Annotated in this window: 18 protein-coding genes; 3 read left to right on the top strand and 15 right to left on the bottom strand. The window is 68.4% G+C overall.

Annotated elements, in window-relative coordinates; all coding sequences use genetic code 11:
- Window positions 1–13: 13 nt before the first annotated feature.
- The 6 genes from F4Y45_13305 to F4Y45_13280 form a co-directional block, all read right to left on the bottom strand.
- On the bottom strand, window positions 14–1,081 hold the full coding sequence (locus tag F4Y45_13305; GenBank protein MXY25478.1) for a glycosyltransferase: 1,068 nt from the start codon (window positions 1,079–1,081) through the stop codon (window positions 14–16).
- Window positions 1,078–2,289 carry a glycosyltransferase family 4 protein gene (locus F4Y45_13300; GenBank protein ID MXY25477.1) on the bottom strand — a complete coding sequence of 404 codons (1,212 nt, stop codon included), beginning with the start codon at window positions 2,287–2,289 and terminating at the stop codon, window positions 1,078–1,080. Before F4Y45_13300 ends, F4Y45_13305 begins: the two co-directional genes overlap by 4 nt.
- Complete coding sequence (locus F4Y45_13295; GenBank protein ID MXY25476.1) at window positions 2,286–3,629, bottom strand: glycosyltransferase; 1,344 nt, start codon at window positions 3,627–3,629, stop codon at window positions 2,286–2,288. The genes F4Y45_13300 and F4Y45_13295 overlap by 4 nt, the downstream gene beginning before the upstream one ends.
- Complete coding sequence (locus F4Y45_13290; protein ID MXY25475.1) at window positions 3,626–4,471, bottom strand: hypothetical protein; 846 nt, start codon at window positions 4,469–4,471, stop codon at window positions 3,626–3,628. The genes F4Y45_13295 and F4Y45_13290 overlap by 4 nt, the downstream gene beginning before the upstream one ends.
- 207 nt (window positions 4,472–4,678) lie before the next feature.
- Window positions 4,679–5,017 (bottom strand): STAS domain-containing protein, encoded by a 339-nt coding sequence (locus tag F4Y45_13285; protein ID MXY25474.1) that lies wholly within the window; start codon window positions 5,015–5,017, stop codon window positions 4,679–4,681.
- 54 nt (window positions 5,018–5,071) lie between these two features.
- Window positions 5,072–5,266: a 30S ribosomal protein S21 gene (locus F4Y45_13280; GenBank protein MXY25473.1), complete on the bottom strand. Its 195-nt coding sequence runs from the start codon at window positions 5,264–5,266 to the stop codon at window positions 5,072–5,074.
- A 142-nt stretch (window positions 5,267–5,408) separates the two neighbouring features.
- Here F4Y45_13280 and purD point away from each other — a divergent pair, with 142 nt between their 5' ends.
- On the top strand, window positions 5,409–6,734 hold the full coding sequence (gene purD / locus F4Y45_13275; GenBank protein MXY25472.1) for a phosphoribosylamine--glycine ligase: 1,326 nt from the start codon (window positions 5,409–5,411) through the stop codon (window positions 6,732–6,734).
- Window positions 6,727–7,233: a 5-(carboxyamino)imidazole ribonucleotide mutase gene (purE, locus tag F4Y45_13270; GenBank protein MXY25471.1), complete on the top strand. Its 507-nt coding sequence runs from the start codon at window positions 6,727–6,729 to the stop codon at window positions 7,231–7,233. Before purD ends, purE begins: the two co-directional genes overlap by 8 nt.
- A 46-nt stretch (window positions 7,234–7,279) precedes the next feature.
- Here the strand turns inward: purE and F4Y45_13265 are convergent, their stop codons facing one another.
- The 9 genes from F4Y45_13265 to F4Y45_13225 form a co-directional block, all read right to left on the bottom strand.
- Complete coding sequence (locus F4Y45_13265) at window positions 7,280–7,627, bottom strand: DUF2149 domain-containing protein (protein ID MXY25470.1); 348 nt, start codon at window positions 7,625–7,627, stop codon at window positions 7,280–7,282.
- Entirely contained in the window at window positions 7,581–8,243 is a 663-nt protein-coding gene (locus F4Y45_13260) for a MotA/TolQ/ExbB proton channel family protein (GenBank protein ID MXY25469.1), read from the bottom strand. Before F4Y45_13260 ends, F4Y45_13265 begins: the two co-directional genes overlap by 47 nt.
- 4 nt (window positions 8,244–8,247) lie before the next feature.
- Entirely contained in the window at window positions 8,248–8,931 is a 684-nt protein-coding gene (locus F4Y45_13255; GenBank protein ID MXY25468.1) for a hypothetical protein, read from the bottom strand.
- Between the two features lie 54 nt (window positions 8,932–8,985).
- A complete protein-coding gene (locus F4Y45_13250; protein MXY25467.1) occupies window positions 8,986–11,277 on the bottom strand; it encodes a PQQ-binding-like beta-propeller repeat protein in 2,292 nt (763 codons plus the stop codon).
- A gap of 64 nt (window positions 11,278–11,341) precedes the next feature.
- Window positions 11,342–16,147: a cobaltochelatase subunit CobN gene (locus F4Y45_13245; GenBank protein ID MXY25466.1), complete on the bottom strand. Its 4,806-nt coding sequence runs from the start codon at window positions 16,145–16,147 to the stop codon at window positions 11,342–11,344.
- Window positions 16,148–16,191: 44 nt separating this feature from the next.
- Complete coding sequence (locus tag F4Y45_13240; protein ID MXY25465.1) at window positions 16,192–18,762, bottom strand: TonB-dependent receptor; 2,571 nt, start codon at window positions 18,760–18,762, stop codon at window positions 16,192–16,194.
- Between the two features lie 362 nt (window positions 18,763–19,124).
- A complete protein-coding gene (locus F4Y45_13235; GenBank protein MXY25464.1) occupies window positions 19,125–20,075 on the bottom strand; it encodes a gluconolaconase in 951 nt (316 codons plus the stop codon).
- A gap of 139 nt (window positions 20,076–20,214) precedes the next feature.
- Complete coding sequence (locus F4Y45_13230) at window positions 20,215–20,493, bottom strand: hypothetical protein (GenBank protein ID MXY25463.1); 279 nt, start codon at window positions 20,491–20,493, stop codon at window positions 20,215–20,217.
- 4 nt (window positions 20,494–20,497) lie between these two features.
- Complete coding sequence (locus tag F4Y45_13225) at window positions 20,498–20,752, bottom strand: hypothetical protein (GenBank protein ID MXY25462.1); 255 nt, start codon at window positions 20,750–20,752, stop codon at window positions 20,498–20,500.
- 123 nt (window positions 20,753–20,875) lie between these two features.
- Here F4Y45_13225 and F4Y45_13220 point away from each other — a divergent pair, with 123 nt between their 5' ends.
- Window positions 20,876–21,775, top strand: coding sequence for a hypothetical protein (locus F4Y45_13220; GenBank protein MXY25461.1), 900 nt, complete (start codon window positions 20,876–20,878; stop codon window positions 21,773–21,775).
- Window positions 21,776–21,834 lie beyond the last annotated feature (59 nt).

Genomic DNA, 21,834 nt, shown 5'->3' with positions numbered 1-21,834 from the left:
AGGGTGGAAGCGCTCATGCGGTCAGCGCATCGAGCATGCGGTCGAGGGCGCGATCGATTCGCTCGGCGCCGAAGTCCGCCAGGCGACGGCGCTGCCCCGCGAGGACCGAGGCCCTCAAGGCGTCATCATATACCAGCAGGCCGAGCAGCTCGGCTGCGTACTCGAGGTCCTTCGGTGTGAAGGTGACCCCTGCGCCGCCGAGGGTCTCCGGCACCGCCGCCGCCCCGTAGGCCAGAATCGGGACGTCGGCGGCCATCGCCTCCACCAGGGGGACGCAGAAACCTTCGTGCTCGCTGAGGGAGACGTATGCGTCGGCCATGCGGTAGTAGGCGGCCAGCTCGTCGTCGGAGACCCTGCCGGTGAAGACGAAACGCTGCGGCGGCAACCGGTAGCGGCTCGCCATCTCCCGAAGCGCGGCGTAGTAGCCGGGAACGCCGTCCGTCCGACCGACGAACAGGAAGCGGTATTCGGTGTCGACGTAACGCTTGTAGTGCTCGCCGAGCTTGAGCAGGTCCTCGATCTTCTTCTGCGGCACCATCCGACCGACGAAGAGTATGTTGGCGAAGCCGTCGTCAAGGGTTCGTTCCAGGACCGGCATGCGGGGCGCGCCAGTGATTCGCCGGGTGTCGACGGCAATCGGCATCACGCCGGTCCGCCCGAAGCCCAGCGCCTCGAGCTCCTGCCGGTTGTAGTCGGAGTCGCCCAGCGCGAGGTCGACTCGGCCCGCCAGCGAGGCGAGTTCCTGCCGCCCGATGGTCATCAGCCGGAACAGCCCGGCATCCCATGGCGCGAAGAAGTGGGCGGGAGTCAGGTTGTGGTACTGGATCGCGGTGCGCCCCGGAAGAGTGGTCAGCTCCTCGGTCATCGGCGAGGGGACGGCGAAATGGAGGACGGTCGCGTCTCCCTGCCGCGCGGCGGCCTCGGTGAACGGCCGGATGTCGCCCGCGAGGTCGTCGTCGATCGTCAGGGCGTAGATCTCCGACGTGTGGCCGCGTTCGCGCAACAGACGGCGGACGCGCCGGGCACTGTCGCCCACCGCATCGCCCTGGTGCGCGGCCGGTACCCACTGGTTGATGATCATGAGCGGTCCGCTCGCGGCAGCGCCTCGTACGCTCCCGGGCGATATTGCTTCAGGTCCTCGAGCGCCTCCGCACGTTCGAACTGGCGCCAGAAATCGGGATCCACCTTCCAAGAGGTGCGTGGCGGCGCCGCGCGCACCCGAGCGATCAGGCGGAACAGGGTTGCCGGAAAGTCCTGCGCGCGGAGGCGCGTCAGGGCGGCGTCCTGTGCGCGGAGAATGTCGTCTTCCAGCGCCGGGTCGGACAGGATCGCGTTGATGATCGAGGCGACATGGCGCGGGTCCTTCCGGTCGTACAGCACGCCGCCGCCATCCATCGTTGCCGGCACCGCGGTGGCCGTGAAGGCCACTACGGGTATGCGCTTCCAGAACGCTTCCATGAGGGGGACGCAGAACCCCTCGTGTTCGCTCGCGGAAAGAAAGAGATCCGCGACGTCGTAGAGCGCCGTCAGCTGCTCGTTGGTGACATGGTCGAGCAGTTGGACGCCCGAGAGGCGCATGTCCCGGACCAGTGTTGCCAGCGAGGCGTGGTACTCCGCGAAACCGCTGTGCGACCCTACGACCAGAAGCCGTGCGCGCGGGTCGTAGCGCCGGCGAAAGACGGCGAACGTACGGATCAGGTCCTCGATCTTCTTGTTGGGGATCAGCCGGCCGACGAAAAGGATGTTCGTCCCGTCGTCGTCGAACTGTCCCGCGAGGGACCGGTCGGGCGGAACGTCGAGGTGGCTGAAATCGGGCACGACCGGAAGGACGCCGGTACTCGGGAAGCCCAGAGCGTCCAGCTCGGCCTGGTTGAAGGCCGAGTCGCCTACCGCGAGGTCGCAGCGCGGCGCCCACGCCTGCAGTTCGCGCCGTCCGTCCCAGCATTGCTGCAGCAGGGCGACATTGACGTCCGCGAAGTAGTGCGGCGGCGTGATGTTGTGGTAAACGAGCATCATCCGATCCGGCAGCGCGAAGGCAACTCGCGAGGCGCGCGAGCCCAGCGAGAAGTGATGGATCAGGATCCGCTCCGGGTGGCTGTCCTCGATCAGGTCGCGGTAGTCCTCGGTCAGGTTCTCGACGCGCGGGTCGGCGGTCTGGACGTAGATCCGCGAGTCGTATCCGGCCCCCACGAGCGCGCGCTGAATCCCCAGCACTTCGTTGCCGATGGCGTCGCCGTAACCGAGTGTGGCGAGCACCTGATCGATGGCGCCGGCGCCGCGGATACTCATCCTTCCGGCCTCCGGCGGCGGCGCTTGCGTCGGCCGCCGTCGGCCGCCGTCTCCGCTGGTCCGCTCGGCAGCCGGTCGACGACCGACTGCGCCGGCGGCAGGTCGCGCCGCCGTCGCGCGAGCCACCCCGGTGGTCCTTCGGGAGACGGCGCCTGGTAGCCGTCGCGGTCGGCCCTGGCGAGCTGATCCAGCATCGTGAGGTACTTGCCGATGACGACGTCCCAGGTGTAGTGCCGCTCGAAGTACCTGCGGCCGTTCGTGCCCAGCGCGCGCCGGATCCGGTCACCCGTCTCGAGCAGGCGCAGCGCTTCGGCGAACTCGCTGAACGACTCGTAGTAGAGGCCGCCGTTCGCCCGCAACGCCTGGCCGCGCAGGACATCGCACTGGCCGTTGACGAGGACGGGAAGTCCCATTGCCCACGCCTCGAGCGTCACCATCGACAGGCTCTCGTAGAAGGAGGGCATCAGCAGGAGGTCGGCCGCGGCCATCGCGTCGTACTTCTCTTCGTCGCTGACGAACCCGAGGTGGTGAATCCGCGGGTGGGAAGGGACCGGCTCCACCGGCTCGCCTACCAGAACGAGATGGAGTCGGCGGGACGCCTGCGCGGCGTAACGCTGGAAGTAGTCGAAGAGCTGGGGGCAGCCCTTGTTGCGGTCGATCCGGCCGACGTACAGCGCAAACGGGTCGGTAATGCCGGTCCGCCCGCGGAAACGTGCGGCGTCCGCGCCGGTTGGCACTTCTGAGCCGACGCCGACGACGATGCCGGGCACGTCGTGGTTGCCCGAGACGGCCTGGATCAGCGCACGTTCCTCGTGGGAGTTGTACATCAGGGCGCGCGCCTGCCGGAAGGGCGCGCGGAAGATCCGTAGACCCAGTGCCGGATCGCGTTCCGCAGTCGGTACGAGCAGCGCACGCGACGGCGCCGCGAGGACGGTTTGGTAGGCGTGGTAGTAGCGGTAGCTGAAGACGATCAGGTAGTCATAGCGGTTTCCGTGTTGTCGCAGATGGTCTACGAGGGACGGGCTGGACGGTCCTTCCACGTCCAGCCAGCGCAACTCGTCGGCGATGGAATGCCAGGTGTTGAAAACCTGCTCGGAATGGCTGGCGAACGTTCTGGGATCCCGTTCGTGAGCGACCGGGAAGCGATGGACGCGCAGTCCGTTGACTTCGCATTCACCTGATGGAAGTTCGTTTGCCCAGGTAATGTAGTCGCGCGCGCAGGTAGTGAGGACTTCCACCTCGGCGTGGCCGGCGAGCCGTTCGGCAATGTAACGGGCGTGCAGCTCCGCGCCGCCACTCAACTCGGCGCCGTAACGCTGCACGACGACCGCGAGTGTCACGATTCCGGGTCAGGGTCTGACGACTCAGGGACCGGTCCGCTCTCCGCGTCAGATGCCTCGCGCGCCGCCGTCGGGGCCGGCTCGGGCTCCGGCTGCGACGCGGTTGGCGCCGCGGCCTCGGCGCCGCCGTCATTTCCGTTGCCGTTACCCGATGCCCGGCGGCCACGTCGCCGCCGCCGCCGGCGGCGCTCCCCGCTTCCTTCGCTGCTGCCTCCGGACGTTTCGGATCGGGCCTGCTGCTGCAGCGTTTCCTCAAGCGCACGCGCGCGCCGCTCGTCGAAATCAAGGCGCGCGGCAACCGATTCGACGCGCATCTTGTGGTTCTTCATCTCGATGGCGAGGCGCGTCATCTCGACCACCAGGTTGTTCATCACCTCGTAGGTGAGCACGTCCATCTCGGTACGCCTGGTCAGGTCCTCGGCGTGCCTCTGGAGAATGTTGGACGTCCTGCGCAGGTCGCGGCTCTGGACGGAAACCGAGTCGAGCAGCGGCGCCGGGTTGAAGAACAGCTTCAGGATCGGGTTGAGCAGCCGCCGGATCCCAAACAGCGCGCGGCCCACCAGGCCCGGCCGGGCGGAGCGGTACACGCTTGCCGGATCGAACTCGTCGGGAAACGGCCAGGGTTCGGCATCGGCGGGCGCACCGCTCTTCTGGCGGTAGTGCTCGAGCAGGTCGGAGCGGACGTTCTTCGGATCAAGAAACCTCTCGAGCTTGACGCCCGCCAGTTCGCGGATCTCTTCCTCTGTGTAGTCGACGCCGCGCTTTTCCCGGATTCGGCTCCGGATCTGCGCCATGATCTGCTCCACGTCGATCGCATCGGAACGGATATTGAATTCGGCCATGGTTTGGGTTGTCTGCAGTCAGTGGTACACGCCGGCGGATGTCCCAAAGGCATCACGGACGCTACAGTGCCGCGGATGCACCGGGTATTCCCAGGCGTCGTCGCGTGGACACGCCGGCACAGTGGCATGCGAGGCCGCCTCACGGCGTGTCGGCCGCGCGGCGCGTCACGGCGGGCGGACCGCAGCGGCCTCGTCCGCCGCCGCTAATCAGGAAAAACTGGCGACAGCCTCCTTTTCCGTCTCGAAGGACTCGAACACGGTCAGGAGCTTCGTCGTCACCAGCAGATCCTTGACGCCGGAGCCGAGGTTGAGCAGCTTCAGGCTACCGCCAGCGTTCTTCACGGTGGTGTAGGTCCGAACGATCTCTCCCAGGCCGGCGCTGTCAATGTAGGGCACGCCCCCGAGGTTGAGCAGCAGGTTCCGGTGATCCCTGTGCAGCACACTGTTGATCTTGTCCCGCAGGAGCTCGTCGCCGTCGCCGATCGTCAGCTTCCCCTGAAGATCCAGGATCATCACGTTGCCGCTGGCACGTTCTTCGATCTGCATCGCCGTGATTCCTCCAAAATGGTTTGCTCCGGCGTCTGTGCGCCGGACGCCGCGTCAGTCGTCGCGCCGCAACTTCTTCCGCGAACGCTTCCGTGCGAGCGCCTGCTTGGCCCGGCGCTTGTCGCCCGGCTTCAGGTAGAAGGAGTGCTTCTTGATGTCCTTGATGATGTCTTCCTGTTGGACACGGCGCTTGAACCGGCGCAACGCACTCTCGATCGACTCGCCTTCCTGGACTCTGACTTCCGCCACTCTTGCTGGTCACCCCCTCCAACGGGCCGGGGATCCGGAACCGCGCCATGGTGTGTGCTAGGCTGTGGCGGCGGTCGGCCCGGTCGCGCCGGCCAAGGCGAATCATCTTAGGACAATACTGACATCCCGTCAAAACCGGCGCATGAACGAGGCCCTCAATCTGCTCGTCGTGGGTGGCGGCGCGCGTGAGCACGCGCTGGTGAGCGCGTTGCGGGACGATCCGGACGTGGGGCGAGTGGTCTGCGTCCCCGGGAACGCCGGCATCGCCCGGGAGCCGGGGGTGCGGACGGCGCCGGTCGACACGTCGGACCCGGAGCGGATCCTGGCCCTGGCCGAGTCGGAAGGGGTCCATTTGACGGTGGTCGGGCCCGAACAGCCTCTGGCGGACGGCGCGGCCGACGTGTTCGCCGAGGCGGGCCGGCTCCTGTTCGGGCCGTCCCGGGCGGCGGCGCGCCTCGAATCGTCCAAGGGGTTTGCCAAGGCCTTCATGGAGCGGCGCGGGATACCCACGGCCCGCTTCGACGTGTGCGCCGACGAGACGTCCGCGCTCGATGCGGTGCGCGGCGATCGGTTCGGCTTCCCGGTCGTGGTGAAGGCGGATGGACTCGCGGCGGGCAAGGGTGTAACCGTCGCGCCGGACCGCGCGACGGCGGAGGCCGCGGTGCGGGCGGCGATGATTGATCGGCGCTTCGGCGCGGCCGGTACGACGTTGGTGATAGAGGAATGCCTGACGGGTCCCGAGGTCTCCTGCTTCGTCATCTGCGATGGCCGGCGCGGCCTGACGCTCCCCCCCGCGCAGGATCACAAGCGTGCCTACGACGGCGACGCGGGGCCGAACACCGGTGGCATGGGCGCGCTAGCTCCCAGTCCGCTGGTCGGGCCTGAATTGGCGTCGCGAATCGAGCAGGGAATCATCACGCCGACGATCGACGGCCTGCGCGAAGAAGGGTGCGAGTATCGAGGTGTCCTCTACGCCGGGTTGATGCTGACGGATGACGGACCGAAAGTGATCGAGTTCAACGTCCGGTTCGGCGATCCGGAGGCCCAGGTGGTCCTGCCGATGGTGAAGTCCGGCCTGGCGCGCGTCCTCCGGGCCGCGGCGGCGGGCGACTTGGGTGACGCGGACTGGCGGCTGGCGGACAGTCCGCATGTAGGCGTGGTGATGGCTTCGGGCGGCTATCCGGGTTCGTACCGGAAGGGCTTGCCGATCACGGGGCTGGCTGAAGCGGCGGCCCGGCCCGACGTTCGCATCTTCCATGCGGGGACCCGCATGGACGAGGCGGGCAACATCGTGACGAACGGCGGCCGCGTGCTGACCGTCGTGGGGCGTGGTTCGCACTGGAAGGAAGCGGTGGATCGTGCGTACGATGCGGCCGCGTTGATTCGGTTCGAGGGAAGCCACGCGCGTACCGACATCGGGCGGCGGGTGGTTGCCCAGGAGCAGGAGCGGAAGGAACAGCATGGCTGAACGACAGGTACAGATCTTGATGGGAAGCGACTCTGACGCGCCGGTGATGCAGCGTGCGGTCGATCTGCTGAGAACTCTTGACGTGAGGGTCGAGATGACGGTCGCTTCGGCGCACCGGTCCCCGGCGCGGGTGCAACGGATCATCGAGGAGGCACCGGGGCAGGGCGTGAGGGTCTTCATCGTTGGCGCGGGCGCGGCGGCGCATCTGGCCGGCGTCGTGGCGGCGCATTCGTCACTGCCGGTGATCGGAGTGCCCATCGATTCGTCGCCGCTCTCCGGATGGGATGCGCTGCTGGCCACCGTGCAGATGCCACCCGGCGTGCCGGTGGCGACGGTGTCGGTAGGCGCCGCCGGAGCGACCAACGCGGGCGTGCTCGCCGCCCAGATCCTGGCCTTGTCGGATCAGGCCCTCGCACAGCGGCTGGTGGACTACAAGACGTCGCTGGCGGCGAAGGTGGAGCGTGCGGCGGCGAAGGTCGAAGGTAACAGCACGTCCTAATCCTCAGAGAGCATCCGGCGGCGAAGGCCGAAGGCAAAGGCGCTGGTCACGGCGCTTCCGGAACATAGATGATCTCCCCGCTGTCCAGCTGGTAGGCGATACCGACCCGCCGGCCGCGGCGGCCCGCGGCGTCGTCCACGTCTTCGGCTCGATAGCGGGTGATCTCACCGGCTTCCTGCGTGATGATCTCCATCTGCGCGGTGCCGGGGTTCTTGACCATCGTGAAGTCCTCCTGCGTGAGGAACTCCGTCAATTGCCAGCGGCTGACCATGGCGACCATGAGCGCCACCGCGAAGACCATGGCGACGTCGAACAGGTTCGCGATGGCGCCGAGCGGGTCGGCGTCGTCATGGATTGAAGCGCCGATTCTCCTTCGCCGTCTTCGGTCTGTCATCCGGCCCTCCTTCGTCGTGCGTGGATGTCGTTTCGCCGATGAGCCCGCTCACGAACTCGAGATCGTTGAGCGCCTCGCTGTGCCAGCGTTGTTTCGCCTGCTGGACGGCGAAGCCGATCCCGCCGACGAAGAGGCCCACGACAGTGGTGGAGAAGGCTACCTGCAGGTTCTCCGCCATCGTCGCGATGTCCCCGGCGGCCAGCCCTACCAGCGCCGGTCCCATTGGGATGAGGGTCCCCATGAGGCCTAGCATCGGGCCGAGCCGCGCCATGGTCCGCGCCGGCGCGAGGTCTGTTTCGCAAAACGCCTCGAAATCGGTGAGCACCTTCTCACGTTGCGCCACCGACCGGCCGTGGTCTAGCAGCCGCCCGATAGCTGATCCCCAACGCGGCTCAGGGGGCAGGTCGGCGTCGCGGAGCAGCGCCTCGACGTTGTCGCGGTCGATCCGGTCGAGCAGCGGCTGCAGCGCGGATCTAAAGCGGAGGCGAGACAGCCAGGCGCCATAGGTGCGTCCGACGAGCAGCAGCGACCGGGCGAACAGGACGAGCAGCAGGACGATGACCGGGACCAGTAGTCCGGTGGAGAGCAGATATAACGCTTGTGTTAACAGTTCCATTGGCTCATGCGGCGATACGACCCAGGCGCCGGCGATGGCTCCAGTAACCGAGGAGGATCCCGACAGCCACCGCGCCAGCGACGGCGGCGTGAGGTCCGGCTTCGAGCGCCTGCGTGTTGCTCTCCACACCCCCCCGCAACGCAAATGCGGTCAGCCCGGCCGCAAGCACCACTTGGCCGACGTGGACGAGCAGGCGCAACTCGGCCCGGAGATTCCGATCCGGCAGGAGCCGCCGAATCGCCTCGCTTCCCGTCAGGCCAGCCACCACGACGGCAAGGCACAGCGCCAGGGCGGTCGTCGAGAAGGACCATTGCGACGCCGCATGAAACGCCTTCATCTCCAGGTAGAAGAGCGCCAGCACGGGGATGACACCGACATGGTGTGCGGCCAGTCGCCGCAACCGGTGCACGTGCGGGCCGTGCCGCGCGCGCAGCAGCAGCGTGGCCCCGGCGCAGCCGAGGACGCCGTCCAGCGCCAGCAGCGCCGCCAGCGTCTGAACGTCGACGCCGTCCAGGCCGCCGATGAAGGCGGACAGGCTCTGGCGCACGGCGACCGGGTGTGCGGCGTACGCTATTGCCGCGACCGTCACGACGGCGAGCAGCCGCCACCGTGCGCGCTCAATGAACGCCAGCCCCAGCAGGAACAGGATGACGCCGGTTCCCGCGACGATGTCGAGTACCGCTTCCATGGTTCGCGGGTGTCAGGATAACTGTCTGCGCGACGACGGGACGAGGCTCCCGTCTCAGCGCCCGGTTCTACCTCCGCGACCGATGCGGATCAGTTCCCTGCCCGTCCTGACGAGCAATCCACCGTCGACGGCGGCAGTGCCGTACACGCGTTCGGAGACGGTCAGCGAGTTCCTGGCCAGCTCGATCGGTTCGGCGGCGTCCGCGGCGAAGACCGATGCCACGCCATCGGTCCCGAATATGTAGACGCGGTCTCCGTTGACGATCGGCGTCGCCCACGCGGCCGACGCCAGGCGGGTCGCCCATCGCGATCGGCCCGAGTCCAGTTCCAGGCAGCGGATGACGCCCCGGGAGTTGATGAAGTAGATCACCTCGCCGGTCACGACGGGTGAGGACATCGAAGCCGTCGCGCTGCGACCGCGCCAGAGCACCTGCTCCTCCGGCAGCCGTCCCCTGTGTCCGACGGGCAGGGCGAGGTTGGAGCGGGAGTCCGACGACGCGACGACGATGCGCTCCCGGGCGAGGATCGGCGAGGGGAGTCGGTTGCCGGAAAGGCCGTCGATCCACCAGATCCGTTCGCCGGTTCCGGCGTCGTACGCCTCGACCGTTCCGTCGATGCTGACCACGACGAGCTCGCCGTCCTCCCAAGGCACGACGATCGGCGTCGTCCATGCGGACGCCGCGGGACGGTCCGCCTTCCACCGCGTCTCGCCGGTGGCCGCATCGACGGCCAGCAGGTACGACGGTCCGTCGTGGGCGGCGAGGACGAACAACGCTTCATTGTTGCCAACGAGCGAGCCGCCGAGGCCGTAGCCTTGGATCTCCCCGTAGTCCGCCTTCAGCGACCGGGACCAGATGGGCTCGCCGTCATGGCGCAGCGCGCCGAAGTCGCCGCTCTCGAAGAGGTAGTAGACACGCTCGGCGTCGACGCGCGGCGTCGGCGCACCCTTGGCCACGAAGTTCGTGACCTCGACGGGTTGGCTGGAGGCGAGGGTGTGGCGCCATCGTAGCGCGCCGGTCTCCGCGTCGACCGCCTCGACGATCTGCGTCTCGCGCTCCGGGCCGTCGATGGCGGTGACGAACACGAGGCCGTCCCAGACCACGGGGCTCGATTGGCCGTAGCCACCGACCGTGTGCCGCCACGCGACGTTCTCGTCGTCCGACCAGACCAGCGGAAGATCGCGGGCCTGACTGTGGCCGAACGCCGCTCCCCGAAAGCCGGGCCAGCGCCGGTCGCCGGTCAGCGGGGGCCGGTCGTCGGTTGCGCCGACCGCCCGCCGGGGCGACTCGAGCACGTCGCTTGGCCGCAGCGAGTCCGCCTCGACCCGGTCGACCCTCGCGTGGGTCTGACCGTGCGCGGCGCCCCCCGCGATGTGCAGGACGCCCGGTCCGCCGACCAGGGCGTGGGATGCACGTTCCGGCGCGATGTCGTAGGCGAGCGCCTGCCAGGCGCGCCCGCCGGCGTCGAGACGGAACAGTTGATTCACGCTGCTTAGGTACAGGCTCCTGCCGGTGGAGGCCATGCCGAGGCCGACGCCCCGGCTGCGGCCGCGAACCGGCGGAACGGGTGCGGTCGCCAAAGTCCGGGTCCGCAGGTCCAGCCGATGCACTTCGAGCGCGGGCCCACCGGGCGTCATGCCCCCGGCCAACCAGATGGCGTCCTCGTGAACGGCCGCGGCGAGGGAATGCAGGGGCAGGGATGCGGTCTCGACCACCGTCCAGGTCACCGGGTCCGCATCGAGGTCGGCGACGAGCACGTCGTCGCGCCAGTCCTCGGCCGGCACGGCGGGCGGGCGGAGGCGCGCTCGGGGGCTCTCGGCCACCGCCGAGGGCGCCCAGCCGCCGAGCACCCAGAGCCGCTGCCCGACAATCACCGCCGCGTGGTCCGTCCTGCCCGACGGCATCGGCGTCAGGTCGACCCACTCCCCATCCGCCTGGTCCCACCGCTGCAGGTCGGGGCGGGCCCGACGGGCGCCCGTGATCTCGGCGCCTCCCACGCGGTAGAGGTCCTCGCCGTCGCTGACGAGCACCGAGCCGAGTACCGGGCTGCCGGTCCAGACCGTCCTCCAGAACGCGTCGGCCGGGGAGAGCGCGTAGAGAGCGGCCCTCCCGGCGCCCGCGGCAGTGCGGGAGGCGGGCGGTTGCTCTCCTGCATGCATGTAGAGCACGTCGCCGGCGTAGGCCCCGGACACGTCCGCTGATGCGTGCGGGAGAGGCGGCGCGGTCTCGGGTGGCGCGGCCGGCATCAAGGGGGACTGCGCGTGCGCCCTCACGCCGTCGCCCGCGCCTGCTCCGCTCGCCAGGATGACCGCCGCCAACAGGGCGGAGGCTGCAGGGGTGCATCGCATGGTCGTCTCCAGTCTCGAACTGCTCGTGTTCCCGGGTTGCGTCGAAGGCCCCCTTACGCCCGTGTCAGGTCGTGCTCCGGCGCCGCAGGACGAGCAGCGCGATCGCGAGCAGACCGACGACGATGGCCGCGCCCAGGTAGGCCAGGCGTCGCGCGGGCGGCGGGCTCGCCGACGCGTCGGCCGGACGCGTTTCCGTCTCCTGCTCCGACAGGACGACGCTCGCCTCGGTCAACTCGACGCTCGACGTCAGCGCCCGCTGCAGCTCGCTCCGGTAGCTCGCCGCGAGGTCCGGCGGGGCCTGCTCGGCGATGAACGAGGCCAGGGCCGCGTTATCGCAGACGAACCCGCTGCAGCCGGCCTCGAACTCCTCCACCAGGCGGGTGTGTAGCTCGGCCAGCGCCGCGATCTGTTGCGGCGAGGCGTCCCAATAGCCCTTGCGCACGGTCTCGAGCATCACCGCCGTCATTTCCTGCAGGGCATACGGGTTCTCGCGTCGGAAGAACGCCTCAATTCCTATGTCGTAGCGGTCGTCGACGTACACGTCGTACAGTTCGTTCCAGAGCGAATCGTCGATGGCGGCCGGCTTCATCACGTTCCAGCCATAGGTGTTGCGGAACGTCTCGGCGAACTGCTCGGCCGACGAGGCGCCGCCCTCCTGCAACTCGCCGATGTAGGCCGGGTTCAGCAGCGTCGACCGCGCCTCGGTCCAGACCGTTTCGTTGAGGTCCGTTACGCGCGGCCGTTGCGCGTTGCGGAAGTCGTTGAAGTAGGCGTCCGCGTCCCTGCCCGTTACGTGGCGGACGGCCATGCTCAGCCCGCCCATGAACTCGTAGACGTGGTCGAGGCTGAGCGCGCCCCAGGTATGGCTCTCCCGCGGCTGCACGACGATCTCGGTGTCGGCGAGCGCCGCCTCGAAGATGCCGTCGGCGTAGAAGCTCCAGAGTTCGCCCTCGTCGTAGACCGCGCCCATGTTGCGCAGGTACTGGCCGGCCACCTCGGCGTCGTCTTCCCACCGGTCGCCTTGCTCGACCATCTCCATGATGGCGGTCCCGTAGTTGCCGTTCACGCCGCCGAAGACCCGCAGGGTGGAGTACCGACGTGCGTCGGCGGGCGACAGGCCCTTCTCCTTCATCACTTCCTCGGCGCGCAGACGGCCCGCCTGGACGAAGTTGGTGTGCGCGTCCGCGTCGCGCGCCTCGGCCGCCATCGCCACCGCACGGTTGATCAGCGCGAGGCGAGAGGCGGCGAGGTCCCGGAGCTGGCCGGCGGTCTGGACGACCACGTCGATACGGGGCCGGCCGAGGTCGGCCGAGGGAATCAGCCGCAGGTCCGCGACTCGCCCGAACGCGTCCCAGACCGGCTCGACGCCGAGCAGGTAGAAGATCTGTCCGATGGTGGCGCCCTCGGTGCCGATGAAGTCGCTCGGCCAGAGGGTAAACGCGACCTTCCTCGGATAGGCGTCGTGGCGGCGCCGGTGCTCGTCGAGGAGCGCTTCCGCCAGCCCGCGTCCCACCGCCCACGCCTCCTCCGAAGGCGTCTTCTCGGCGTCAATCGAGAAGAGGTTGCGCCCGGTGGGGACAGCGTCCGGATTGACGATCGGGTCACCTCCCGGCGACGGCTCGACGTAGCCGCCGGCGAGGGCGCGCGCGACGCTCTCCAGCTCGAGGTCCGAGCTGTCGCGCAGGCCCTCCCGGTGCCGGTCGATGCCGTTGACGCTGGCTTCCAGCGTCAGGACCGCCCGGGCGAGTTCCGCGTCGCGGGCGTCGCGTTCCGCCAGTTCGATACCGGCGGCGTCAACCGCGACGTCGAGACGCCGATCGAACGCCGGGTCTTCCAGAACCTTCCGCACGCGATCCGCCGCTGGCGTGTCGAGGCCCCGAAGCTGGCCGCCGAGCGCCGCGCGGTGCTCCCGGTAGAAGGCCGCCGCCGAGACCGCCTGTTCGATGTCCTCGCGGGGGGCCGTCACCAGCTCGCCGGACGATTCGTGGTCCCATGCTCGCTCAAGAGCCCCAACCTGCGGCGTATCGAGAGCGAACGCGAGCCGCTCGGCAGCGAGCCGGCGCTTCTCCTCCTCGACGCGGTCGACGAGTCCCGGATCCTCGAGCAGGGCGAAGGTCCGCTCGCGGAGCGCGTCGTCCTGCATCACCTCGAGCAGGGCGAACACGTCCGGGTCTTCGGCGATCTCGATGGCCTCGGCCATCGGGGGGATGACCGCGGCGATGGTCTTCGCGCGCTCGCGCTGCACGGGATCCAGCAGTTGGGACGTACGCGCGAACTCCTGCTCCGATTGCAGCCGCTCGACGAACTCCGCCTTTTGTGGATGCGGCAGGATTCGCGCCACGAGGTCCTCGAGCTCGCCGGCGCGGGCTTGCGATACCGTCGCGTCCGGTCGGGCGCGGGAACCTGTCCCCATCGAGATGAAGCCACGGATGATGTCGTCGTCCGACGGCCGCCGCGCCGCTTCCCGCCAGGCGTGGGCGTGCCGCACGTCGGCGTCCGCCACCAAGTCGGAGAGCACCGCTCCACCCGCCTCGCCCGCTACGCGCCGCGCATAGGCGTTGCGCGCGCGCTGGCGATAGCGGCGGTCGAAGAGCGCCTCGTCCTCCAGCTCGTCCGCCTCGACCGCTCCCTTGACCCTATCGATGCGGGCGAGGGCGTAGGCGATCGGATCGATCGCCATCAGCTCCGCCGTCGCGTCGATCTCTTCCGCCGCGAAGGCGTTCCCGAGGGTGTAGAGCCCCTGTGCGACCTTCTCGCCGTCGATGGTCTCGACGTGGTTGCTGAGACGGAACATGTCGTCCGCCGACCACGTCGCGTCAGGGTCGAGGCCGAGATCCACGTGCAGGCTCAACTCGGTCGCCAGCCGCTGGATCGTGCGCGCGTGCTCCGCCCGGACCGGGCCGTCGGCGGCGTTGCGGTAGCTGTTGAGCCGGTCCCGCAGCGGGCGCAACCCCTCGTATAGCCCGCCCTCCATGAATGGCGGCGTCAGGTGCGTCACCGTGGCCGCGTAGGAACGCCGCTTGGCGATGATCCCCTCGCCGACGTTGCTCATGACGTAGACGTAGACGTGGGGGAGCCCGCCGACGAGCGCGTCCGACCAGTCGAAGGCCGACAAGGCGATCTGCTTCCACGGTGTGAACTCCAGGCTGCCGTGGGTGCCGAAATGCATGACGGCGTCGGCCTCGAACGCGTTCCGGGTCCACAGGTAGGAGGCCACGTAGGGATGGGGCGGCGCCTTCCGCGCGCCATGCACCAGCCGGAACGTGTCGTCGCCGACGCCCGGCAGAGGTTGCGGCAGGATTGCGACGTTGCCGAACTGCACACGGGCCACCGCCAGTGCGGCCTCCCCGCCCTCGCCGACGGTCATGTACTCGCCGGGAGCGGGGCCGTACTGCTCGACGACGGCGTCGCGCATGCCGGGCTCGAGGTCCGCGTCCAGCCACGCGGCGTACGCGCTGGCCGGCACCAGGGCGGGATCCCCGTTGGTCAGGAACTCCTCGAACGCGCCGCGCGCGTACGGTCCGAGCACTGGCCCCTTCGTCTGAACGAGCTCCCAGAACTCGTCGTCCGTCTCGGGGAGTCCGTCGACCGTGTAGCCCGCGTCGCGCAGCGAGCGGAGCAGGTTCAGCAGGCTCGGCGCGACCTCCATGCTGCCGGCGTTCATGGCGTTCTTGCCGGGCCCCTTGTAGTAGTAGATGGCCACCCGCTTGTCACGGTTGGGCTTGGCCTTCAGGGCCAGCCAGCGCTCGACGAGATCGCAGAAGGTGTCGAGCCGCTCCGGCAGCGCGTCGAAAATCTCGTAGCCGTCCGCGTCGGTGAACTGCGCCGCCACCGCGTAGGGCACCATGCCGCCGTCGAGCTCCGGCAGCACGACGCTCATGGTCAGCATGGCGCCGGCCATGCCCTGCTGGTCGGTAACCCAGTCGTCGTGGTTCTCGAACACCGACACGGGCGTCAGCATCGGGATATTGCGCTCGCGCAGCCACGCGATCGCCTCGTCGGCGCGGCCCAGGGTGAGCCGGCCATGCGGCATCAGCACCACGAGGTCGGGGTCGATGCGGCGGAGAAAGTCGAGGCGTTTCTCGGCGCTGGCCATCGGGTAGACGTTCCACTCCCGGGCTTCGAGCGCGCGGATGAACGCGTCGACGTGGTCCCGGTTGGCGTTGAAGGGGCCGGGCACGCTCGTGATCAGGGCGATATTCGGGGCGCCCGCCTTCGCCAGCCCCTGCGCGTCGTAGTAGGCATCGAACGCGTCGACGGACTCGAACGTCAGGTCGTCGTCCAGGTGGAACAGCACGTCCATGGAACGCTCGACCGGCGGCTCCACGTCCTCCGAGCGAAAGGACTTGCCGTCGAGCTCCACCCGCGAGAAGTTGAGGAGGCGCGCGTAGTTCTCGGCGCCTCCGAACTCGAGGTAGCCGTTGGCCGCGTCGAGCTGCCCGCCGCGGAGGTTCGTGACGTCGAGAGCCGGGTTCGTGGCTCCCTGCACGAACAGGCGCACGCCCTGACGGTCGGCTTCACGCAATTCCTCGAGTTGCGTCTCGTCGAGCTGCAGGCCGCGTCCAAACACGTAGACGACCGGATAGTTCACGGCTCGGTCCAGGGACGCCAGATCCAGCGACTCGACCCGTACCGCCCCGCTCCGTCGCGCGCGCTCGATGCGGGCGAGCTGGAAACCAGGGAAGTTGACGAAAGCGACCTCGGTGACCGCGAGATAGCGCTGGTAGGCGGCGAAGCCGCTCCAAAGCACCGTCACCGCGAGCACCGCCGCCGCGATTCGCTTGCGATGGGACCACAGGTGCGCTAGCCGCGACCGCACCGTCCGTACTCTTGTTGGCTCGTCGTGGGGCGTCATCGGGTTTCCCTCCATCTGCTAGTGCGTCTTCTGCGTCAGCACTTCCGGAGCGCAGATCGCTAGAAGGGCGTTACCGTCAGGCTCACCGAAACCAGACGGCCGAGCGTCGGGCTCGCTGCCGTTTCCTGGTAGTCGGCGTCCATCACGTTCAGCACGTGTACGCCCACGCGCAGGTCGTCGTTCGGGTGCAGGTAGACCGCCAGGTCGGTGCGCGCGTACTCGTCAAGCAGGACGGGGACGCCCTGCGAGCTCTGGGTCCGCTCGCCGACCCAGCGCTGATCGACGGAACCGGTCAGGCGCCATGAGCCGAGCGCCGCGCCCAACTGGATTCCTGCATTGACCTTGTGCTGCGGCACCAGCGCCAGCGGGTTGCCGGTCGCCAGGTCCTCGCTGTCCGTGTACGCGTAGTTGGCGTAGTAGCCCAGCCATGAGGATGCCTGCCCGTTCGCCACCAGCTCCAGGCCGGTCGAGCGCGCGTCCGCGACGTTCACCCAGTCGAAGTGGTCGCGTTGCGGCGAGATCACGAGTTGGATGAGATCGGTCATGTCGTTGTGAAAGATGTTCATCTCCGTTCGGAGAGCGCGACCGACTTCATGCTGAATCCCGCCGTCGAACGAGGTGATGTGCTCGGGTTCCAGGTCCGGGTTGGGCAATCCGGGAATGGGGCCGTGGAAAACGACGTTACCGAACAACTCGAACAGGCTCGGGGCACGAAAGGCGCGGCCGGCGGACGTGCGCACTCGAGTCGTCGGCGTCAGGGCGTACAGCAGCGAAACCTTCGGAGAGCCGACCGCCCCGAACTCCGAGTGCCGGTCGTAGCGCAGGCCGGGGACCAGCCGCAGCTTGTCGGCCAACACCCACTCGTCCTGCACGTACGCCGAGAAGATGTCGAACCGTTCGCGTTGTCCGTGCGACAGGGGAAAGACGTCGCCGATCACCGGATCGCGGACCAGCGTCACGGTCGGGTTGGGCACGCCGCCCGCCGCCATGCCGGCCTGAATGCCCGCGGCCACTCGCGCGAGGGTCTGGTCGGATCCGAGCAGGTTGGCGCGGTCGGCGATGATACTGTCGCCGAAGGACCCGCGCTCGCCCGTGTAGCTTGCCCCGAGGACGACGGTGTGAGCGAGATTCGGAGCCCAGGTCAGTTGCGGCTCGACGAGCACGCTGCGGAAGTCGGTGTCCTGTCCGGTGAGCGCCGCGAACGGAAACACGCCGTGCGTCACTGACTCCCTGATGGCTGGTCCGGGCGGATCGACGATGGTCGTCTGCCGCGTCGGGGCGAGGGTGAAGTTCTCCTGAGAGAGACGCTGGTTCGAGTAGCGGTAGCTCGTCCGGATCTGCGCCGTCAGCGCGCCGGCTCCGGTGTAACGGATGATGCCACCCAGGTTGACGGCGGTGTCGCGCTTGTGCTCCTCGACCGCGACCGGCAACCGGGCCGACAGGTCGAGGCCCGTTTCGTAGCGGGAGATCCGCGGCAGCAGCGTCACGTCCCAGCCGTCGGTGACGGAGAAGTCCAACCGGCCGGTCATCCGCACGTCCTCGTACCCGACGTTGCTAAGCGGAACTTCCTCCGGTTGCAGGCTGCCGTCTTCGGCGAAGCGGGGAACGCTGCGGCTGTCGCGGTTGTAGACGTTGTCGATCTTGCGTCGATCCGTGGTGAACGCGTAGGCGACGGGGCCTGATTCGCCGCGCACGGACGTTCCGAAGTGGTAGTAGCCGGCGGCGCCGCCGCTCGCGAAGAAGTCGGCGGCCGGCGGGCCCTCGCCCGGTCGCGTGATGGCGTTGATAGCGCCGGCGAAGGCGTTGGCGCCGTAGAGGCTGGAGAACGGCCCGCGGACCACCTCGGCCTGCTCCACGGATTCCAGTGGCACGAGGCTCAGCGCAGCCAGGGTGCCGATGCCCAGATCGTTGGCCGGCAGCCCGTCCACCAGGAGCAGGGCCCGCTTGGTCCCGGGGACGCCGCGCATGACGAGCGACGAGTTGGCGCGGGCGGCCATGCCGGACGTCTCCGCCAGATCGATGGCGGGCGTCCTGCGGAGGAGGTCCTGCAGGTTGCGGGCCGACGACGCCTCGATCGTCTCCGCGTCGAGAATCGTGACGCTGGCCGCGACCTCGCTGACCGCCCGTTCGGTCTGCGTCGCGGTCACCACGACGCTCTCCTCGAACTGGAGCACCGGAAGCCGCAGATCAAGAAGCACCGGTTGTCCGGCCACCACCGTCACCGGCGACGTGAGCGGCGCGAAGGCTTCCCGCGTTACGGTCAGCCCGTAGGTGCCGGCGGGAACTCCATCGATGGCGAACGTGCCGTCCGCTCCCGAAGTAGCCGACATTGCGGTGCCGTCCAGAACAACGAGCGCGGCCGGAAGCGGCGCACCGCCGTCCTCGGCCACGACCGTTCCCCGAATCGACCCGGTCTCTTCCTGGATCGAGCCGGGCTCAACGGACCCGAACGCCGGAACCGGGCTCAACGGTCCGGCGGCTAGCAAGGCACTCAAGGCAAGGGCCGCGGTTGCGGCCTGGCGACCAATACGCATGAAACATCTCCTCCCGGGGCCGCCGCACGCGCGCGGCGACCAAGAATCCAGCCGATCTCGACGACTCGGACGATCCGGGGGGAGCGGCCGAGCCATTGACGTAATGGGGGAGGTGTTATGCGGGAGGTCCGCGCGTCGCCTGGGTGGAAAGCGCAGCGACCCAGCCGCCCCGCCGGAGGCCCAACGCAGCCGGGCGGGCCGTCGGCGGCGGCCCCCAGCACGAGGCTGCCGTCGTTGTCGTTACGGGAGAGTGGTCCTGGAGGCAGCAGATTGTGCAGTGATGATTGTGGCCGCTGGAGTCCTCGTCTTCATGTTCGTGAGCGACCGAGACGAAGCCGGCCGACAGCAGGGCGCACGTCACCAGTAGCGCTGCGAAAGCTGGCGGCCGACTCGTCTTCATCAGGTTCAGGGGCTCCGGATTATCTGTCGTGCTCGCTGGGGTGAGCTTGTCGGCCTCTTCAGTCGAGCTCGACGATGGTGATGGCGTTCCAGTTGTTCATCGGGATGAGCAGCCGGTTCCGCTTCGAGTCGTAAGCCATCGAAGCGGCACTCGGTATGCCGGAAGCTATGACCTCGGCCGTCTGTCCCGGCCGGATGCGCGAGACCGTGCCGATCCTGACGCTGGAGACGTACTTCGTGCCGTCGTCCAGGATGACCAGCCCGTCGTTGCCGCCGTCCACCGCGCGCTCGGTTCTCACGAGCTCGCCGTCCGGTGAGAACGTGAGCACCGCGTTGTCGTTGATGTTCACCACCACGATGTTCCCGTCCGGGTCGAAGGCGATGCCGTTGGGCCGGGCCAACGGCGCTCCCTCGACGACGACCGACGCGTCTCCGCCGGGTCCGATCCGGTATACGCGCCAGGTGCCACTCTCTTCGGTCCCCGTCTGCGTGGCCCAGATGGTGCCGTCCTCGGCGACCTCGATGTCGTTGAAGCGCTGCGCGTCCTCAACGGTGACGCTGCCCCGCGGCTCGCCGCTCTCCATGTCGAACCAGCGCACTACGTTGATGTCTGCCACGTAGAGCAGGCCGTTGACGATGTCACTGCCGAGCGGGTGGTTCAGCGTCAGGCCGTTCCGGTCGACCCCGATCCACTTCAGCGTGTGAGCGCTGCCGTCGGGGTTGATCAGCGAGATGTAGCCGTCGTTCGGCATGATGTCCTGGGCAATCCCGGCGTTGACGGCAACGTACAGGTCGCGGGCCTCGTCGTAGGCCATGCTCTCGGCGAAGCGAAAGCCGCCGTAGGTCCTGGCGTTCGGCGACAGGTCCAGCGGCTCGCCCGCCCTGAAGGGCTGGCCGGCGGCATCCTGAGCCTGTGCCGCGCCGGTTGCCGGGCCGGCGGTGCAAACCGCCAGCACGCCGGTGACCACAATCCATCGGGAAGCGAGCTGTACTCTGCAAAGACCTGACATTTCAGCGTTCCTCCATTTCGAGCGTTGACTACGGGAGCCCCGATGTCGGGACTGGCATCCGCGCCCGTCGTCGGCGCCGAGTCCGACGACCGCCGACTGGCGCGAGTACGAAATGTCGCAGCGGAGTGCGACGGGGAGGCTACGCGGGCGGGCCGCGAGTCGGAAGGATGCCGAGAGCCGCGGGGCGTTCGCCGTCCGGGCGGGCGGCTGCCACGGCGCGGGTGACGAGGTCCGGCGCGGACGGCGCGGGCGTGACGTCCGGCGTGATGCCCGACAGGTGCCGGAAGTGGCAGGCGTCGCAGTCCACGTGACCGGCGGCCCGCAGGTCGGCGTCGTGTTCATGGAGCGCGGCGCCCAACGACGCGAGCACGACGAGAAGCCCCACAGCCACTGCCGCGGTTCGCTTCGGCGAAGCCATCCCCCTATTGAAGAGGCAAGGGCGAGCCGGCGTCAAGCACCTGGCCCTCAAAGAGCATGACTCGGAGCACCTCCTGGGTGTGAAGGCGCTTCTCGGCCTGATCGAAGGCAACCGACGCCGGGCTGTCCATTACCCGGTCGGCAACCTCTTCGCCCCGGTGGGCGGGCAAACAGTGGAGGAAGCAGACGTCCGGAGCGGCGTGGGCCATCAGCGTGTCGACGGGCATGGCATCGTCATCGACGGACGCCGTCGGCCACATGTTGACGAAGGGCCCCGCCGACGTGTAGGATTCTTGTGTTGAGACTGAGTCCCACTCCCAAGACGTTCACTCTTGCGGACCGGCCGACAACGCGTGGGGAGTGCCCAGCAACAAGAGAACGGCATGACGCATCGGCTTCGAACCTCGTTACTGCTGGCATTGTCGGTTGCGCTGCTGTTCCCCGGCATCGTTGAGGCCCAGGGCATTCTGTTGCTGGCTCACGGGGGACGCGACGAGTGGAACGCGGAAGTTCTCCGGGTGGCCTCGAACGTCGACTCGAATCATCCGGTCGAGGTGGCTTTCGGGATGGCGAACAAGCGCACGATCGAGGACGCCGTGGCCCGCCTGGCGGAACGGGAAGTCACGGAGATCGTCGCGGTTCCGCTGTTTGTCTCGTCCCACAGCAGCGTCATGCGGGCCACCGAGTACCTGTTGGGGCATCGCGACGATGCGCCGCCCGAACTGGAGGCCTTCGCAGGAATGGCGGCCCGCATGTCCGCCGCTGGATCCAGCGAGGAGCCCGGCGGCGACTGGACAACGCCGATCGAGACAACGACGCCGATCTCGCTGGCGACGGCGCTGGACGATCACGCGCTGGTCGCCGAGATGCTGCTCTCACGCGCTTCGGAGATCAGCGAGCGGCCGGACGAGGAAGTCGTTGTGGTGGTTGCGCACGGTCCGGGTTCGGATGAGGACAATTACCTCTGGCTGGAGAACATGGGCGCTTTGGTGGAGCGGATGCGTCCGCAGACGCAATTCAGCCGCATCGAATACCTCACGGTCCGTGACGATGCATCGGAGGAAGTACGAGACCAAGCCACCACGGAACTGCGTGCCGTTGTCGAGGGCGGCGTGCAGGAGGGGAAGTCGGTGTTGATCGTGCCGCTCCTCCTGTCCTACGGCGGTATCGAGGTCGGCATCCGAGAACGACTGGAGGGATTGGAGTACCGGATGGCCCATCAAGCCCTGCTGCCGGACGAACGCCTCTCCGAGTGGGTGCTGATGCAAGTCCAGGAGCAATAGCAAGGCGCCCGCCGTTTATGGCAGCACGCGGCGGGCATGGTCGAGCGTCTGGTCCTTTG

This window comes from Acidobacteriota bacterium, assembly GCA_009838525.1.
Taxonomy (GTDB): domain Bacteria; phylum Acidobacteriota; class Vicinamibacteria; order Vicinamibacterales; family UBA8438; genus VXRJ01.
This window is presented reverse-complemented; position numbering and strand designations above follow the sequence as displayed.

Excerpts from the sequence above, each read along its gene's own strand:
- F4Y45_13305 (MXY25478.1), bottom strand. The coding sequence starts at position 1,081 with ATGATCATCAACCAGTGGGTACCGGCCGCGCACCAGGGCGATGCGGTG.
- F4Y45_13300 (MXY25477.1), bottom strand. The coding sequence starts at position 2,289 with ATGAGTATCCGCGGCGCCGGCGCCATCGATCAGGTGCTCGCCACACTC.
- F4Y45_13290 (MXY25475.1), bottom strand. The coding sequence starts at position 4,471 with ATGGCCGAATTCAATATCCGTTCCGATGCGATCGACGTGGAGCAGATC.
- F4Y45_13285 (MXY25474.1), bottom strand. The coding sequence starts at position 5,017 with ATGCAGATCGAAGAACGTGCCAGCGGCAACGTGATGATCCTGGATCTT.
- purD (MXY25472.1), top strand. The coding sequence starts at position 5,409 with ATGAACGAGGCCCTCAATCTGCTCGTCGTGGGTGGCGGCGCGCGTGAG.
- purE (MXY25471.1), top strand. The coding sequence starts at position 6,727 with ATGGCTGAACGACAGGTACAGATCTTGATGGGAAGCGACTCTGACGCG.
- F4Y45_13265 (MXY25470.1), bottom strand. The coding sequence starts at position 7,627 with ATGACAGACCGAAGACGGCGAAGGAGAATCGGCGCTTCAATCCATGAC.
- F4Y45_13260 (MXY25469.1), bottom strand. The coding sequence starts at position 8,243 with ATGGAACTGTTAACACAAGCGTTATATCTGCTCTCCACCGGACTACTG.
- F4Y45_13255 (MXY25468.1), bottom strand. The coding sequence starts at position 8,931 with ATGGAAGCGGTACTCGACATCGTCGCGGGAACCGGCGTCATCCTGTTC.
- F4Y45_13250 (MXY25467.1), bottom strand. The coding sequence starts at position 11,277 with ATGCGATGCACCCCTGCAGCCTCCGCCCTGTTGGCGGCGGTCATCCTG.
- F4Y45_13245 (MXY25466.1), bottom strand. The coding sequence starts at position 16,147 with ATGGAGGGAAACCCGATGACGCCCCACGACGAGCCAACAAGAGTACGG.
- F4Y45_13240 (MXY25465.1), bottom strand. The coding sequence starts at position 18,762 with ATGGCTCGGCCGCTCCCCCCGGATCGTCCGAGTCGTCGAGATCGGCTG.
- F4Y45_13235 (MXY25464.1), bottom strand. The coding sequence starts at position 20,075 with ATGTCAGGTCTTTGCAGAGTACAGCTCGCTTCCCGATGGATTGTGGTC.
- F4Y45_13230 (MXY25463.1), bottom strand. The coding sequence starts at position 20,493 with ATGGCTTCGCCGAAGCGAACCGCGGCAGTGGCTGTGGGGCTTCTCGTC.
- F4Y45_13225 (MXY25462.1), bottom strand. The coding sequence starts at position 20,752 with ATGTGGCCGACGGCGTCCGTCGATGACGATGCCATGCCCGTCGACACG.
- F4Y45_13220 (MXY25461.1), top strand. The coding sequence starts at position 20,876 with ATGACGCATCGGCTTCGAACCTCGTTACTGCTGGCATTGTCGGTTGCG.